This window comes from Pseudomonas sp. RA_35y_Pfl2_P32 (assembly GCF_963970735.1).
Classification (GTDB): Bacteria; Pseudomonadota; Gammaproteobacteria; order Pseudomonadales; family Pseudomonadaceae; genus Aquipseudomonas.
The window spans coordinates 221,750-235,482 of sequence record NZ_CAXAQF010000001.1; the positions used below are offsets into that span (position 1 = coordinate 221,750).

At 61.4% G+C, this 13,733-nt stretch carries 16 protein-coding genes; 7 read left to right on the forward strand and 9 right to left on the reverse strand.

All coding sequences use genetic code 11. From position 1 onward, the window contains the following. Nucleotides 1-73: 73 nt before the first annotated feature. Nucleotides 74-520 carry a MarR family winged helix-turn-helix transcriptional regulator gene (locus AACY45_RS01085; protein WP_339543746.1) on the reverse strand — a complete coding sequence of 149 codons (447 nt, stop codon included), beginning with the start codon at nt 518-520 and terminating at the stop codon, nt 74-76. 82 nt (nt 521-602) lie between these two features. Here AACY45_RS01085 and AACY45_RS01090 point away from each other — a divergent pair, with 82 nt between their 5' ends. Continuing rightward, nucleotides 603-1,769: an aminotransferase-like domain-containing protein gene (locus tag AACY45_RS01090; protein ID WP_339543747.1), complete on the forward strand. Its 1,167-nt coding sequence runs from the start codon at nt 603-605 to the stop codon at nt 1,767-1,769. A 10-nt stretch (nt 1,770-1,779) separates the two neighbouring features. On the opposite strand, the gene AACY45_RS01095 is transcribed toward AACY45_RS01090, so the two are convergent. The 5 genes from AACY45_RS01095 to AACY45_RS01115 all read right to left on the reverse strand — a co-directional run bounded on the left by AACY45_RS01095 (nt 1,780) and on the right by AACY45_RS01115 (nt 4,553). Continuing rightward, complete coding sequence (locus tag AACY45_RS01095; protein WP_339543748.1) at nt 1,780-2,151, reverse strand: glutathione S-transferase N-terminal domain-containing protein; 372 nt, start codon at nt 2,149-2,151, stop codon at nt 1,780-1,782. Between the two features lie 103 nt (nt 2,152-2,254). Then, a complete protein-coding gene (gene folE, locus AACY45_RS01100; RefSeq protein ID WP_003204506.1) occupies nt 2,255-2,800 on the reverse strand; it encodes a GTP cyclohydrolase I FolE in 546 nt (181 codons plus the stop codon). Between the two features lie 77 nt (nt 2,801-2,877). Then, the gene (locus AACY45_RS01105; RefSeq protein ID WP_166591624.1) at nt 2,878-3,435 is read right to left on the reverse strand and encodes a Smr/MutS family protein; all 558 of its coding nucleotides are present in this window, start codon (nt 3,433-3,435) and stop codon (nt 2,878-2,880) included. Nucleotides 3,436-3,510: 75 nt separating this feature from the next. Further along, nucleotides 3,511-3,831 carry a hypothetical protein gene (locus tag AACY45_RS01110; protein ID WP_339543749.1) on the reverse strand — a complete coding sequence of 107 codons (321 nt, stop codon included), beginning with the start codon at nt 3,829-3,831 and terminating at the stop codon, nt 3,511-3,513. A gap of 131 nt (nt 3,832-3,962) precedes the next feature. After that, nucleotides 3,963-4,553 (reverse strand): cysteine hydrolase family protein, encoded by a 591-nt coding sequence (locus AACY45_RS01115; protein ID WP_339543750.1) that lies wholly within the window; start codon nt 4,551-4,553, stop codon nt 3,963-3,965. Nucleotides 4,554-4,792: 239 nt separating this feature from the next. On the opposite strand from AACY45_RS01115, the gene prmB reads away from it, so the two are divergent. Beyond that, a complete protein-coding gene (prmB, locus tag AACY45_RS01120) occupies nt 4,793-5,701 on the forward strand; it encodes a 50S ribosomal protein L3 N(5)-glutamine methyltransferase (protein ID WP_339543751.1) in 909 nt (302 codons plus the stop codon). A gap of 66 nt (nt 5,702-5,767) precedes the next feature. Here the strand turns inward: prmB and AACY45_RS01125 are convergent, their stop codons facing one another. Both AACY45_RS01125 and AACY45_RS01130 read right to left on the reverse strand, forming a co-directional pair. Beyond that, nucleotides 5,768-6,559 (reverse strand): hypothetical protein, encoded by a 792-nt coding sequence (locus AACY45_RS01125; RefSeq protein ID WP_339543752.1) that lies wholly within the window; start codon nt 6,557-6,559, stop codon nt 5,768-5,770. Between the two features lie 99 nt (nt 6,560-6,658). Beyond that, entirely contained in the window at nt 6,659-7,669 is a 1,011-nt protein-coding gene (locus AACY45_RS01130; protein ID WP_339543753.1) for an alpha/beta hydrolase, read from the reverse strand. 79 nt (nt 7,670-7,748) lie between these two features. Here AACY45_RS01130 and aroC point away from each other — a divergent pair, with 79 nt between their 5' ends. The 4 genes from aroC to AACY45_RS01150 all read left to right on the forward strand — a co-directional run bounded on the left by aroC (nt 7,749) and on the right by AACY45_RS01150 (nt 11,065). Continuing rightward, nucleotides 7,749-8,840, forward strand: a complete 1,092-nt coding sequence (aroC, locus tag AACY45_RS01135; protein ID WP_339543754.1) for a chorismate synthase — start codon at nt 7,749-7,751, stop codon at nt 8,838-8,840. Nucleotides 8,841-8,868: 28 nt separating this feature from the next. Beyond that, complete coding sequence (locus AACY45_RS01140) at nt 8,869-10,023, forward strand: MFS transporter (protein WP_339543755.1); 1,155 nt, start codon at nt 8,869-8,871, stop codon at nt 10,021-10,023. Beyond that, the gene (locus AACY45_RS01145) at nt 10,020-10,565 is read left to right on the forward strand and encodes an acireductone dioxygenase (protein ID WP_339543756.1); all 546 of its coding nucleotides are present in this window, start codon (nt 10,020-10,022) and stop codon (nt 10,563-10,565) included. Before AACY45_RS01140 ends, AACY45_RS01145 begins: the two co-directional genes overlap by 4 nt. 233 nt (nt 10,566-10,798) lie before the next feature. Next, nucleotides 10,799-11,065: a helix-turn-helix domain-containing protein gene (locus AACY45_RS01150; RefSeq protein WP_339543757.1), complete on the forward strand. Its 267-nt coding sequence runs from the start codon at nt 10,799-10,801 to the stop codon at nt 11,063-11,065. A 61-nt stretch (nt 11,066-11,126) separates the two neighbouring features. On the opposite strand, the gene AACY45_RS01155 is transcribed toward AACY45_RS01150, so the two are convergent. Beyond that, nucleotides 11,127-11,405 (reverse strand): DUF3509 domain-containing protein, encoded by a 279-nt coding sequence (locus AACY45_RS01155; protein WP_339543758.1) that lies wholly within the window; start codon nt 11,403-11,405, stop codon nt 11,127-11,129. A 407-nt stretch (nt 11,406-11,812) separates the two neighbouring features. Between AACY45_RS01155 and AACY45_RS01160 the strand changes: the two genes are divergently transcribed. Beyond that, nucleotides 11,813-13,651, forward strand: a complete 1,839-nt coding sequence (locus AACY45_RS01160; RefSeq protein ID WP_339543759.1) for a long-chain-acyl-CoA synthetase — start codon at nt 11,813-11,815, stop codon at nt 13,649-13,651. The last annotated feature ends 82 nt before the right edge of the window (nt 13,652-13,733 follow it).

Below are 13,733 nucleotides of genomic sequence, written 5' to 3' on the forward strand. Positions count from 1 at the left end.
CAAATAATGTTTTTGATTTTGTCGACGAAAAAACTGGCGATAGGGATATATCGCCTGGATGCAGACTAAGGGCTCAGTCTGCGAGCGCGTGGGTTTGCCCCAGGGCCTTGTTTACCGCCAGCCAGCCATCCACCGCTGCTTCACCCGCCTCGGCAAACACGCGCTCGAGCAACTTCACCTGTTCGCGGCGCAGCGCCGCTTCGAAGCGCACACCTTCGCTGGTCAGTTGCAGCAGGCGCTTACGTTTGTCGTCCACGGCCGCCACGCTGTCCACCAGGTGCATTTCCAGCAATTGGCGCAACGGCATGTTCAGCGCCTGTTTGCTGACGCCCAGCAGCGCGAGCAACTCCTTGACGCTCAAACTCGGGTAGCGGGCGATGAAAAACACAATGCGCTGGTGCACCCGGCTCAGGCCGCGGCGTTCGAGCATTTCATCGGCTTTGGCGGTGAAGGCCTGGTAGCCGAAGAAGAAGGCTTCCATGGCAGCTTGCTGGGTGCTTTGGTTTTTAAGGTCAAGCATATTGACGTATCTATCCGGGCTGGCGTAATTTCGGTCAACCAGTTTGACTTAATTCTCCAGGCCTTTGCTACCGGTGACCCCCATGGCTTTTTCCGAACGTGTCTCGCGCCTTAAAAGTTCCTTGATCCGTGAAATCCTCGCCGCGGCCCAGCGCCCGGAAGTGATGTCGTTTGCCGGCGGTCTGCCTGCCGAAGCCATGCTGCCGAAGGTGGAGTGGGCCGATATGCCAGTGTCCCTGGGCCAATACGGCATGAGCGAAGGGGAGCCGGCACTGCGTGAAGCGCTGGCGGCAGAGGCGCGAGCTCTCGGCGTGCCCTGTGAGGCGAGCCAGGTGCTGGTGGTCAGCGGTTCGCAACAGACCCTCGACCTGGCGGCCAAGCTGTACATCGACCGCGGCACACCGATCCTGCTGGAGGCGCCGACCTACCTGGCAGCGCTGCAAATCTTCCAGTTGTTCGGTGCCGATTGCCTGAGCGTGCCGTTGGAGGCCGACGGTCCTGACCTGGTGAAGCTGCGGGCGCGCCTGGAACAACACCGGCCGGCGTTTATCTACTTGATCCCAACCTTCCAGAACCCCTCGGCGGTGCGCTACAGCGAGGCCAAGCGCGAGGGGGTGGCGGCGTTGCTCGATGAGTTCGGCGTGACCCTGATCGAGGACGAACCGTACCGCGAGCTGACATTCGATGGCGCCAGCGCCACACCGATTGTCAGCCGCTTGCAGCGGGCGAGCTGGATCTACACCGGCACCGTGTCCAAGACCTTGCTGCCGGGCTTGCGTGTCGGCTACCTGATTGCCAGTCCGGACCTGTTCCCGCACTTGCTGCGGCTCAAGCAGTCGGCGGACCTGCACACCAACCGTGTCGGCCAGTGGCAGGCCTTGCAGTGGATCGGTACTGAGCGCTTGCGTGATCACCTGAGCGAGCTGCGGGACTTCTACCGGGTTCGGCGCGATGGATTCCAGGCGGCGCTGCAAAAGCATTTCAGCGAACTGGCGGACTGGGAACTGCCGCAGGGTGGTCTGTTTTTCTGGCTGACCCTCAAGCAGCCGCTCGACACCCGGACCTTGCTCAAGTCTGCATTGGCCAATGATGTGGCGTTCATGCCGGGTGAACCGTTCTTCCCCGACCCGGATCGCCACCTGGGTCACCTGCGGCTGAACTTCAGCCACATCGACCCGGCGCGTCTGGATGAAGGGCTCAAGCGGTTGGCCGCGGTGGTACGCGAGGGACAGGCGCGCGAGGCGGCGTGAGGGGCAATGATCAGGCCGCGGCGAATCGCTGGTCCAGGTAATCGATGATCACCTTGGACTCGTACATCCAGGTGGTCTGGCCGTTTTCGTCGATGCGCAGGCACGGCACCTTGATCTTGCCGCCTTGCTCGAGCAGGGTCTGGCGGTCCTGCTCGTTGTTCTTGGCGTCGCGCAGGGTCACCGGTACGTTCAGGCGGCGCAGGGTGCGGCGGGTTTTCACGCAGAACGGGCACGCGTGGAACTGGTACAGGGTCAGGCCCTTGGCCGCAGCCTCGACCTGGGCCTGGGCGGCGGCAGGGCGCTGTTTTTTACTTGGACGGGTGATGAAGTCGATGAAGATGATCAACTGGCCGAGGCCGACACGAAGCGCTTTGACGAACACGATGTAAGCCTCACGGGGCAAATGGGAATGGCGCGCAGCTTACCTGATTTTTCACGGGCGAAAAAAAACCGGCGATGAACGCCGGTTTTCCGGGTGTCGCGTGTTACTTTATCAGGCTGAGAAACTCGCTGCGGGTGGCCGCATTTTCGCGGAACTCACCCAGCATCACCGAGGTGATCATCGACGAATTCTGTTTCTCCACACCGCGCATCATCATGCACATGTGCTTGGCCTCGATCACCACCGCCACGCCCAGCGCGCCGGTGACTTGCTGCACCGCATCGGCGATCTGGCGGCTGAGGTTTTCCTGGATCTGCAGGCGGCGGGCGTACATATCGACGATCCGCGCGACTTTCGACAGGCCCAGGACCTTGCCACTCGGAATATAGGCGACGTGCGCCTTGCCGATGAAAGGCAGCAGGTGGTGTTCGCACAACGAGTAAAGCTCGATGTCCTTGACCAGTACCATTTCGCTGTTATCGGAGCTGAACAAGGCACCGTTGGTGACTTCTTCAAGTGTCTGTTCATAACCGCGGCAAAGGTACTGCATGGCTTTGGCGGCACGCTTTGGCGTGTCGAGCAGACCCTCGCGGGACACGTCCTCGCCCAGTTGGCCGAGAATCGCGGTGTAATTCTGTTCCAGGGACATGAAACTACCTGTGGGATTTTACGCAAAGGGCAAGGGTACGGTGGCGGACACGGCGCTGCAAGCGTGACGCATCAGCTTTACTCGTCGCGGCCTTCCATCATGGTTCGTTTGAGCATCACATACACTGCACCGGCGCCGCCGTGTCTGGCCTGGCAGGAGGTGAAGCCCAGGACCTGCGAATGCTGGCGCAGCCAGGTGTTGACGTGGCTTTTGATCATTGGTCGCTTGCCATCCAGGCGCACGGCCTTGCCGTGGGTGACGCGCACGCAGCGGATTTCGAATTTTGTCGCTTCGGCGAGAAATGCCCAGAGCGTCTCGCGGGCCTTTTCCACGTTCATGCCGTGCAGGTCGAGGCTGCCTTCGAACGGGATCTGCCCGATCTTGAGCTTGCGCATCTGGCTTTCCTGGACCCCGTCACGTGCCCACATCAACTCGTCTTCCGGGCCGACATCGATCACGAACTGGTCGGACAGGCCGTCCACAGCCGCCACGTCGGTACGAATGGTCGCTGCCTGGCGCAGCTTGGCAATTTGCGCCCGGTCAGCCTTGGGCTTACCGGTTTCGGCGCGGTCGTGCTTGATCGGCTTGACGCCTTGGATCGCACTTTTGAACAGGGAAAAATCGTCGTCTTGCATGTCAGCCTCCGCGAAGGGCGGCCAGTTTACCCAAGTCGAGGTGAATCGGGCGCGGCAAAACGCGTCGCGCACGACTCAGTCATGCTTTTTCATCAAGTGCGGGGCCATGTTCAGTTCGCGAGGTTGACGCATGCGACGGCGGCAGCGACGCCAGAACGCGACACCCAGGTAGAGCAGCAACAGGCCAATCGCCAGGATGATCGCCGAGCCCAGCGGGCTGGCGTTCAGTTCACCCAGCGCGGGCGTATGGCCCAGCAGGCTGGCAGCACCGGCCATTGCCAGCAGCACACCGAGGGTGGCGAGCAGGGCGGCGAATGCAGCGCCGAAACGATAACGCCAGTTGCGTGGCCCTTTGGGGCGCAAGCGGCGAGCGTCAAATCCATCGGATATCTTCATTCCGACCTTCCTCAATGGGTATCGGCCCTTCGACCGGGAGTTGACCGGGTTGTTCCTGAGGCTAAGGCAAATAGAGGAAATGAGAGTCTTTTGCGGATGAGCGGCGATAAGCGCCGCTCATCGGCGGGCGATCAGATCAGCTCTTTGGTCTGGGCGAGGGTGGCGAAGTTGTCGGCCATGATCGCCATTTCGGTCTGCTGGACCTGTTCGGCCGTGAGCACGCCGCCTTTGTAGGGCAGGTCCCGGGTGGCGCAGGCGTCTTCGACCAGAGTGCAGCGAAAGCCCAGGTTCTTGGCCGCGCGCACGGTGGTGCTGACGCTGGAGTGACTCATGAAGCCGCAGACGATCAGGTCGAGGGAGCCAAGGTCCTGCAGGCGTTTTTCCAGGGTCGTGCCGTGGAACGCACTGGGCAGCAACTTGCCAATGAGGGTTTCGTCGCTCAGGGGTTCGAGGCCGGGGATGAACTCACCGCGCTCGCCCTGGGGGTCGAACAGGCCGCCGACGGTGCCCAGGTGGTGCACGTGGACGATCGGCCGTCCCGCGGCCCGGGCTGCTGCGAGCAATTGCTGGATGTTGGCCACAGCCTCGGCCATGCCGGTCAGGGCCAGCGGGCCGCTGAGGTATTCTTTTTGTGCATCGATGATCACCAGTGTCGCGTGGGCCAGATTGGCTGGCGCGTAACCACGACCGCTGAGTTGAAACATCGTCTTTGGAACGGACATTCTGGGGCTCCTTCGAGTGGGGCTTTTGCGACATTGTCCTCTGGCTGAGCGCTTCTGTGAATCGCTACCATCGTAGGCACCGTCGTTGCTGGGCTGCAGCCTGTCAAGAGCTGACCGGATGTTCAACCAAAAGCTGAAAAACCGGATAGATCCTACATTCACCCAGGGTTTTTTTCATTGATCGTCGGGGCAGGTTTAGGCTGTTAGAATCCCCGGTCGTTTTTTCAGGAGTTTACCCCGTGATCACTTCCCGTCTGCGCACCTTGCGCGACCACATTCGTTGGGCCGTCAGCCGTTTTCATGGGGAGGATCTGTTTTTCGGCCATGGGACCGACAACGCCTGGGATGAAGCCCGTCAACTGGTGCTGGGGGCGTTGCACCTGCCGTGGGAAATTGCCGACAGCTACCTGGACTGCGCGCTCGAAGACGACGAACTGGTCAACCTGCAGCGGTTGCTCAAGCGTCGTATCGAAGACCGCATCCCCACCGCCTACCTGCTGGGCGAGGCCTGGTTCTGCGGCATGTCGTTCATCGTCGATGAGCGCGTGTTGATCCCGCGTTCACCGATTGGCGAACTGATCGAAAAACGCTTCGCCCCCTGGCTGGACAGCGAGCCGGCGCGCATTCTCGACCTGTGCACCGGCTCCGGTTGTATCGGCATCGCCTGTGCCGACGAGTTCCAGGACGCTGAAGTGGTGCTGGCGGACTTGTCGTTCGAAGCCCTGGAGGTGGCCAACCAGAATATCGAGCGCCATGGCGTCGATGAGCGGGTGTATACGGTCCAGGGCGATGGCTTCGATGGTTTGCCTGGCCAGCGCTTCGACTTGATCGTGTCCAATCCGCCTTACGTGGATGCCGAAGACTTTGCCGATATGCCCGACGAGTTCCAGCACGAGCCTGAACTGGGCCTGGCCTGTGGCGAAGACGGCCTGAACCTGGTGCGACGGATGCTCGCGCAGGCGGCTGATCACCTGAACGAGAAAGGTTTGCTGATTGTCGAGGTGGGCAACAGCCAGGTACACGTCGAGGCGCTGTACCCGGAAGTCGATTTTGCCTGGCTGGAATTCGAACGCGGCGGTCACGGCGTGTTCATGCTCAGTGCCGAGCAATGCCGTGAACACCAGGCGCTGTTTGCATCACGGACCTGACCCCGACGTCCTTCGCGGGCAAGCCGGGCTCCTATAGGCCGGCGCCTGCGATTGACATTCAGGTGCTCAGCGGTGCGTCGCGATCCAGATCAGCAAACCGGCCTGGAACACTGAGAACGCCACCAGGCAGGTGATGGTGAAGCGCAATCCGGTTTCTTCGCGTTTGAATTTGCTGACGATTTCTTCCTGCTTTTGCAGTTTGACTTCCTGCTCGGCCAGGTTCTGCTCAGCCTGCTGCAACATCTGCGCGGCTTCGAGGATGTCCACGAACTGCAACTTCTCGGTGTTCCAGTCGCCCAGCAGGTCACCGACCTTGCCGGCCTTGACGCTGCCTTTCAAATGCTGGGCGTCGGCGTAGACCACGTCAAAACCATGCACCCGCAAAAAGTGGTCGCGGCGCAGGCGGGTGTCTTCGACCAGGGCATCCTTGTTGCTCAAGTCCATGGCATCAAAGCTGTAGCTCGCCCACTTTTTCTTCGCCCAGGTAATGCCCTGGGCCGCGAGAAAACGCCCGATGCCACGGTTCAACGGCTCTATCTGCACCCCGGTGTCGGGGCCGAAGTGCACGCGACGTTGCTCGTGGTCGACCCAGACATCCAGGTGGTTCTGCTCCTTGCGCACCCGCTGGCCCGGGAGCGTGATGCTCAGGCGCAACAGGCTGCGCTCCTGGTTGTTGCGCTCGGCATAGCCGAACTCGACAAAACGCAACGGCCGTCCCCCGGTGCTGCGGTCGGTTTTCAACGGCGCCAGGCGCAGCATCCGCCGGTGCTCGGCCTCCACGTCCGCCCACGGCTGTTCCGCCGCTTCGGGGGCCGTTGGATCGGGCGTGGTGTCGGGTGATTTGTGGGTATCAGTCATAACGGCGAGATCCTGTCCAAGCGCTGCTTGTCGACAGACAATGGGCTGTCGACATTGGCTTATCGGCCGATTTGCGCAGGACTGGAGGGTAAAACCGGGCTAACTTCGAGCAATGGCATCAATAAAGCCAAGAATCCGCGTGCCGAGTTCTGCCGCCAGTGGCAACTGCGGATCCTTGTAGGACGCCACCTGGCGCTTGAGGTCGTTGGGCACGATGCGCATCACGTGGTTCATGCCCTCGATCACCGCCAACTGGGCGTCGGGCTTGGCGGCCTTGAGCATTTGCGCATCGCCGACGCCAACCTGCATGTCATGGCTGCCCTGGATGATCAACGCCGGTATTTGCACGCGGGCAAACGCAGCGGCCGGGTCCTGGCGGAACAGGCTGATCAAGTAGGGTTGCACGCTGGGGCGGAAGATCACTTGCAGTGCAGGTGGCACGTTGCTGTCCACCTGGCCGGCCTTGAGGCTGTCCAGCAGTTCATTGCTGCGCAACAGCAACTGCGGCGGCAGGCGATGACTCAACTGTTGACGCAGCACCTGGTCCACCGGGCGCGCGCTGCCGGACAGGGAAATCAGGCCGGCGGCGTCCACCTGGGGGGCGGCGAGGGTAGCCACCAGCGCCCCTTCGCTGTGTCCCAGCAGAATCAGCGGCCCCAGGCGCGGGTCGCTCTTGAGTTGCTTGCCCCAGGCCACGGCATCGGCCACGTAGGCGTCAAGCGTCAGGTTGCGCTCGTCCGGGGTGGCTGCCAGGCTCGCCGCCACGCCGCGTTTGTCGTAGCGCACGCTGGCGATATTGTGTTTGGCCAGCACCCAGGCCAGGCGCTTGAGGCTGTCGTTGTTGCCGCCCTCGGGGTTATTGCCGTTGCGATCGGTGGGGCCCGAGCCGGAAATGATCAGGACCACCGGTACCGGGGTGTCGGACTTGGGCAGCAGCATCGAGCCAAACAGCTCGCCGCTGCCGGTATCCAGGCTGACCGGGCGTTGCAGGACCGTGGCCTGCGCGAAGTTGCACAACAGACCGGTCATCAGGGTAAGGCTCAAGGCTATAACTCGCAGCATCATCACGCCATCATTCACAAGGTGTCGGTTGGACTCGCAGACACCCATAAGGTTCGAGGATGAACTACTGAGTGAGCCTGCGTATACTGGCGCGCACTTAGTTCAGCGATTTCACGGAGCGCCCTGCATGTCCGGCAATACCTACGGCAAGCTGTTCACTGTCACCACCGCGGGCGAAAGCCATGGTCCGGCGTTGGTCGCCATTGTCGACGGCTGCCCGCCGGGTCTTGAGTTGTCCCTGGACGACCTGCAGCGCGATCTCGACCGACGCAAGCCAGGCACCAGCCGCCACACCACCCAGCGCCAGGAAGCCGACGAGGTGGAAATCCTCTCCGGCATGTTCGAAGGCCGTACCACTGGCTGCGCCATTGGCCTGCTGATCCGCAATACCGACCAGAAGTCCAAGGACTACTCGGCGATCAAGGATCTGTTCCGCCCGGCCCACGCCGACTACACCTACCACCACAAATACGGCGAACGCGATTACCGCGGCGGCGGTCGCAGTTCCGCGCGCGAAACCGCCATGCGCGTGGCGGCCGGGGCGATTGCGAAAAAGTACCTGGCCACCCAGGGCATCGTGATTCGCGGCTACATGAGCCAGTTGGGCCCGATCGAAATCCCGTTCAAGAGCTGGGAGTCGGTGGAGCAGAACGCGTTCTTCAGCGCCGACCCGGACAAGGTGCCGGAGCTCGAGGCCTACATGGATCAGCTGCGCCGTGACCAGGATTCGGTCGGCGCCAAGATCACCGTGGTCGCCGAAGGCGTGAAGCCGGGCCTGGGTGAGCCGATCTTCGACCGCCTCGATGCCGAGCTGGCGCATGCGCTGATGAGCATCAACGCGGTCAAGGGCGTGGAAATCGGCGCCGGGTTCGCCAGTGTCGCCCAGCGCGGTACCGAACACCGCGACGAGCTGACCCCACAAGGTTTCCTCAGCAACAACGCCGGCGGCATCCTCGGTGGCATTTCTTCCGGCCAGCCGATCGTCGCCCACCTGGCGCTCAAGCCAACGTCGAGCATCACCACCCCGGGCCGTTCGATCGATGTCCACGGCAACCCGGTGGACGTGATCACCAAGGGCCGCCACGACCCGTGCGTCGGCATCCGTGCCACGCCGATTGCCGAAGCGATGATGGCCATTGTGTTGATGGACCATCTGCTGCGCCATCGCGGGCAAAACGCCGACGTGCGTGTCAGCACCCCGGTGTTGGGCCAGCTGTGAAGCCGGGCCCTGACGTCGCTGCGGTCTGATGGCCGTGGCGGCGCTCCCGTACTGGCGGCTTTCCAGCTTCTATCTGTTTTATTTCGCCTTGCTCGGTTCGACAGCGCCTTTCCTGGCGCTGTACTTCGACCACCTGGGGTTTTCGCCTGCGCGGATTGGCGAGCTGGTGGCCATCCCGATGCTGATGCGCTGCGTCGCGCCCAATATCTGGGGCTGGCTGGGTGACTACACGGGCCGGCGCCTGGCCATCGTGCGGTTTGGCGCGGTCTGTACGCTGCTGACGTTCTGCCTGATCTTCGTCAGCAAAAGCTACGCCTGGCTGGCAATGGTCATGGCCCTGCACGCGTTTTTCTGGCACGCGGTGCTGCCCCAGTTCGAAGTGATCACCCTCGCGCACCTGCAAGGCCAGGCTTCGCGCTACAGCCAGATCCGCCTGTGGGGCTCGATCGGCTTCATTATCGCGGTGGTTGCGTTGGGTCGGCTGTTCGAATGGTTGAGCCTGGACATCTACCCGGTGACCCTGGTGGTGATCATGGCCGGGATCATCATCAGCAGCCTGTGGGTGCCCAACGCCCAGCCAGCGCCCGGTAATCGACTGGCGGGGGAAGGCTTCGTCAAGCAATTGCGCAATCCGGGAGTGCTGGCATTTTATGCTTGCGTGGGCCTGATGCAGCTCAGCCACGGGCCGTACTACACCTTCCTGACCCTGCACCTGGAGCGCCTGGGCTACAGCCGTGGTGTGATCGGCATGCTCTGGGCGGTGGGGGTGGTCGCCGAAGTCTTGATGTTCCTGTTCATGAGCCGGATCCTGGCGCGGTTTTCAGTGCGCCGGGTGCTGCTGGCCAGCTTCCTGCTGGCCGCGTTGCGCTGGCTGCTGCTGGGTTCGTTCGCCGAGTTTCTCTGGGTGCTGCTGTTTGCGCAGCTCCTGCACGCGGCCACCTTTGGCAGCTTTCACGCCGCGGCCATTCATTTTGTCCAACGCAGTTTCGGCCCGCGCCAGCAGGGTCAGGGCCAGGCGCTCTACGCGGCACTGGCCGGTACCGGTGGCGCGCTGGGGGCGTTGTACGCCGGCTACAGCTGGAGTGCCCTGGGCGCCACCTTCACCTTTAGTATTGCAAGCCTCGCCGCGCTGGCGGCAGCCGTTATCATTGCCACACGCATGCAAGAGGAGTTGCCGAAATGAGCAGCCTGTCGGTTTACCACGTTTCAAGCCCGGACCTGCCGAACAAGGTCCTGACCCACTTCGACGACATCACCGCGACCCTGGCCGAACAGGGCGTGAGATTCGACCGTTGGCAGGCAGCGGTGAAGCTGCAGCCGGGTGCCACTGACGAAGAACTGGTGGCCGCCTACCAGGGGCCGCTCGATCAACTGATGACCGACCGCGGTTACCTGGGAGTGCAGGTCATCAGTGTCAGCAGCGAACAGCAACCGTCCGCCGAACCACAGGCCAGGCGCCTGGAAGAACAGCATTTTGAAGAAGACCACGTACGGTTTTTTGTTGCCGGCCGTGGCCTGTTCAACCTGCACATCGGCGAGTATGTGTACGCCGTGCTCTGTGAGAAAAACGACCTGATCCTGGTGCCAGCCGGTACTCGGCACTGGTTCGACATGGGCGAGCGGCCGCATTTTGTCGCGATTGGCCTGTTCCGCACTGCCCTGGAACCGCTGGCCCATATCACCCCAGGGGGCATCGCCGGGGACTTCCCGCCGTTGGACGATTAAACTTCGACCGGATGCGCTCCATGGAATTAAACGCTGGTGTGGTGCGTGCCATCCGGGCTTGCCTTGCACAGCGCGTAGGACGTTGCCTATTGCTGAGTCAGTGATGACTGATTCAGTGTTCATGCGCTTGTTTAATCCGCCCTCTATGTAACTCTTTCTTTCTGACACTCAACCACTGGCCCGGACGATCACCGTTCGAGCGCAGGGCATGGACGATCACCAGGAGAAAGGTAATGGACAGTGCAACGGGTGATGCCGGGCCGGGAGTCAAGCCGGTCAAGCGCCGGCGTGCGGATCGGGCAGGCAAGCCCCTGAGCGAAAAGGAGCTGGAAATCCTGCACTGGGCCAAGCGCGGCAAGACCGTTTGGGAAATCAGTGTGATCCGCTCGATCTCCCAGGCCACAGTGAAATTTCACCTGGCCAACATCTACGCCAAGCTGCAGGTCAGCAATCGCGCGCAAGCGGTGGGTGAGGCGGCCAAACGCGGGATGCTGAGCTAAAAAAAGGCCGCCTGACGGAGTGTCAGGCGGCCCAAAGATAGCTGGCAACGACCCGCTTCGATTACATCGAGTGATAGGTCGGCAGGGCAAAGCGTTGTTGGCTCTGCAGCATGGAAATGTGCGGCAACTCACTGGCTTGTTCCGCCAGGTCGCGACGAATCGCGCTGATCACCCAGGACAATTGATCGCCAGCATGCAATTGGGCGTAGGAAATCGAGCGTTTGAAGACTTTGCCTTCGCTGCTGCGCAAGGTCAGCAGAATGCCGCCATCCGGGCGCGCCTGGGTGGTGACGTCGAAGTTGGAGAACAGGGAAGTAAATTTTTCTTGGATCAGGCTCATGTCTATCAGCTCCGTGTGCACATGAATGGCAATCATGGAGGGGTAGTTGCAGCGATTGTGCCAGTACTGCTATCTAAAAAAACCCTTATAAATCAATCAGATAATAAAAAGTGAATTTTTCGGATTCGTGCATTCTGCATGAATGGCCATCGTGCATCCTGCATTTTGCGAGATGACGCAGCCGTTTGCGGGCCCGCCTGGCGGCAGCGGCAGCGGGCGTGGGCCGGATACAAAACATTTCAAAAACCGCGTGTACAGCGACAGAACCCCTGGCGTACTTTTTTGCCGTTAAACAGAGGTTTTCCGTTGTGTCTCATCCAGGGATGAAGTTGCCCGAACGCCTCGATTGCATGTTCGCCCGACAATAACAATACAGGCCCGCCGCAGAGGGTCGAACGGGAGCAACCATGAGCAGCACGCAGCACGACACAATTACCTGGAGCATGATGCTCCGTAAGTTGCCGTCGATCGTCAAAGCCCTGCCCCGGGTGATCAAGGGCCTCAAGGTCGCCAACGTCAAACAGCCGGACCAGCCTTGTGGCCTGGCGTTCACCTTCGAGCAGGCGACCGCTCGTAACCCGGATGGTCCCGCCTTGCTGCACGGTGGCGTGGCCCTGACTTATGCACAGGTCAACCAGTGGGCCAACCGTATCGCCCATCACCTACTGGCCCAGGGCATTGGCAAGGGCGACGTGGTCGGGGTGTTCATCGAGAACCGTCCAGAGCTGCTGGTGACGGTGCTGGCGGTGGCCAAGGTCGGTGCCATCAGCGCCATGCTCAATACGTCGCAAACCCAGCAAGCGCTGCTGCACAGTATCAACCTGGTCAAACCGGCGGCCATCGTGGTGGGCGGGGAGTTGGTCCAGGCCTATTCGGCGATTCGCCAGCAGGTCTCTATCGACGAAACCCGCACCTGGTGGGTGGCTGACCAGGATTGCTCCCGGCTTAGCGGCCAAGCACCTGCCGGTTTCGGCAACCTGATGGCCGCGTGTGTCGAGTGCTCCAGCGAGAACCCGCCCAGTAGCCAGCAGGTGTTTCTCGACGACCCGTGCTTCTACATCTACACCTCCGGCACCACCGGGTTGCCCAAGGCCGGGGTCTTCAAGCACGGGCGTTGGATGCGCAGCAGTGCCAGCTTCGGCATGATCGCCCTGGATATGGGCCCGGACGATGTCGTCTATTGCACCTTGCCCCTGTACCACGCCACCGGCCTGTGCGTGTGCTGGGGCTCAGCCATCTGCGGCGCCTCGGGTTTCGCCATTCGTCGCAAGTTCAGCGCCAGCCAATTCTGGAACGATGTGCGCAAGTACCGGGCCACGACCATCGGTTACGTGGGGGAGTTGTGCCGCTACCTGATCGATCAGCCGCCGGCCACCAACGACCGCGATCATTCGGTCGTGAAGATAATTGGCAACGGCTTGCGCCCCGGGGTGTGGAGTGAGTTCAAGGGGCGTTTTGCGGTCAACCACATCTGTGAGCTGTACGCCGCCAGTGACGGCAACATCGGTTTCAGCAACATCCTCAACTTCGACAACACCATCGGTTTTTCGCTGATGTCCTGGGAATTGGTCGAGTACGCCCACGACAGCGGTGCGCCGATACGCAACAGCGCGGGCTTCATGCAGAAAGTCGGCAAGGGCCGGCAAGGCCTGTTGCTGGCGAAGATCGACGACAAGGCACCGCTGGACGGTTACACCGACCCGCAAAAGACCGAAAAAGTGGTGCTGCACGATGTGTTCGAAAAGGGTGACCGTTACTTCAATACCGGTGACTTGTTGCGCAACATCGGTTTTGGTCACGCCCAGTTCGTCGACCGGCTGGGCGACACCTATCGCTGGAAGGGCGAGAACGTGTCCACCACCGAGGTCGAGAACATCCTGTTGCAGCACCCGCATATCGCCGAGGCGGTGGCCTATGGCGTGGAGATCAGCAACACCAACGGGCGTGCCGGCATGGCGGCGATCACCCCGGCCGAATCCCTGGCGACCCTGGATTTCAGTGAACTGTTGAGTTTCGCCCGCGATCAACTGCCGGCCTATGCGGTACCGCTGTTCCTGCGGGTGAAAGTCAAAATGGAAACCACCGGGACCTTCAAGTACCAGAAGACCCGCCTCAAGGACGAAGCCTTCGACCCCAGCAAAACCGGCGACGATCCGATCTATGCCTGGTTGCCAGGTTCAGACACCTACGTGCAGATCACCGAGCAGGTATTGGCGGATATCCATGGCGGCAAGTTCCGTTATTGATTGTGGCTATGATGGCATGAGAGAAAAAAGGGATGACAGGGGGCAGGCCGCTTGCGGACACTAGCGGCCTATCGATTGACCG

Coding starts and splice junctions, on each gene's coding strand:
- AACY45_RS01085 (WP_339543746.1), bottom strand. CDS start 520: ATGCTTGACCTTAAAAACCAAAGCACCCAGCAAGCTGCCATGGAAGCC.
- AACY45_RS01090 (WP_339543747.1), top strand. CDS start 603: ATGGCTTTTTCCGAACGTGTCTCGCGCCTTAAAAGTTCCTTGATCCGT.
- folE (WP_003204506.1), bottom strand. CDS start 2,800: ATGTCCCTGGAACAGAATTACACCGCGATTCTCGGCCAACTGGGCGAG.
- AACY45_RS01105 (WP_166591624.1), bottom strand. CDS start 3,435: ATGCAAGACGACGATTTTTCCCTGTTCAAAAGTGCGATCCAAGGCGTC.
- AACY45_RS01110 (WP_339543749.1), bottom strand. CDS start 3,831: ATGAAGATATCCGATGGATTTGACGCTCGCCGCTTGCGCCCCAAAGGG.
- AACY45_RS01115 (WP_339543750.1), bottom strand. CDS start 4,553: ATGTCCGTTCCAAAGACGATGTTTCAACTCAGCGGTCGTGGTTACGCG.
- AACY45_RS01125 (WP_339543752.1), bottom strand. CDS start 6,559: ATGACTGATACCCACAAATCACCCGACACCACGCCCGATCCAACGGCC.
- AACY45_RS01130 (WP_339543753.1), bottom strand. CDS start 7,669: ATGGGTGTCTGCGAGTCCAACCGACACCTTGTGAATGATGGCGTGATG.
- aroC (WP_339543754.1), top strand. CDS start 7,749: ATGTCCGGCAATACCTACGGCAAGCTGTTCACTGTCACCACCGCGGGC.
- AACY45_RS01140 (WP_339543755.1), top strand. CDS start 8,869: ATGGCCGTGGCGGCGCTCCCGTACTGGCGGCTTTCCAGCTTCTATCTG.
- AACY45_RS01145 (WP_339543756.1), top strand. CDS start 10,020: ATGAGCAGCCTGTCGGTTTACCACGTTTCAAGCCCGGACCTGCCGAAC.
- AACY45_RS01150 (WP_339543757.1), top strand. CDS start 10,799: ATGGACAGTGCAACGGGTGATGCCGGGCCGGGAGTCAAGCCGGTCAAG.
- AACY45_RS01155 (WP_339543758.1), bottom strand. CDS start 11,405: ATGAGCCTGATCCAAGAAAAATTTACTTCCCTGTTCTCCAACTTCGAC.
- AACY45_RS01160 (WP_339543759.1), top strand. CDS start 11,813: ATGAGCAGCACGCAGCACGACACAATTACCTGGAGCATGATGCTCCGT.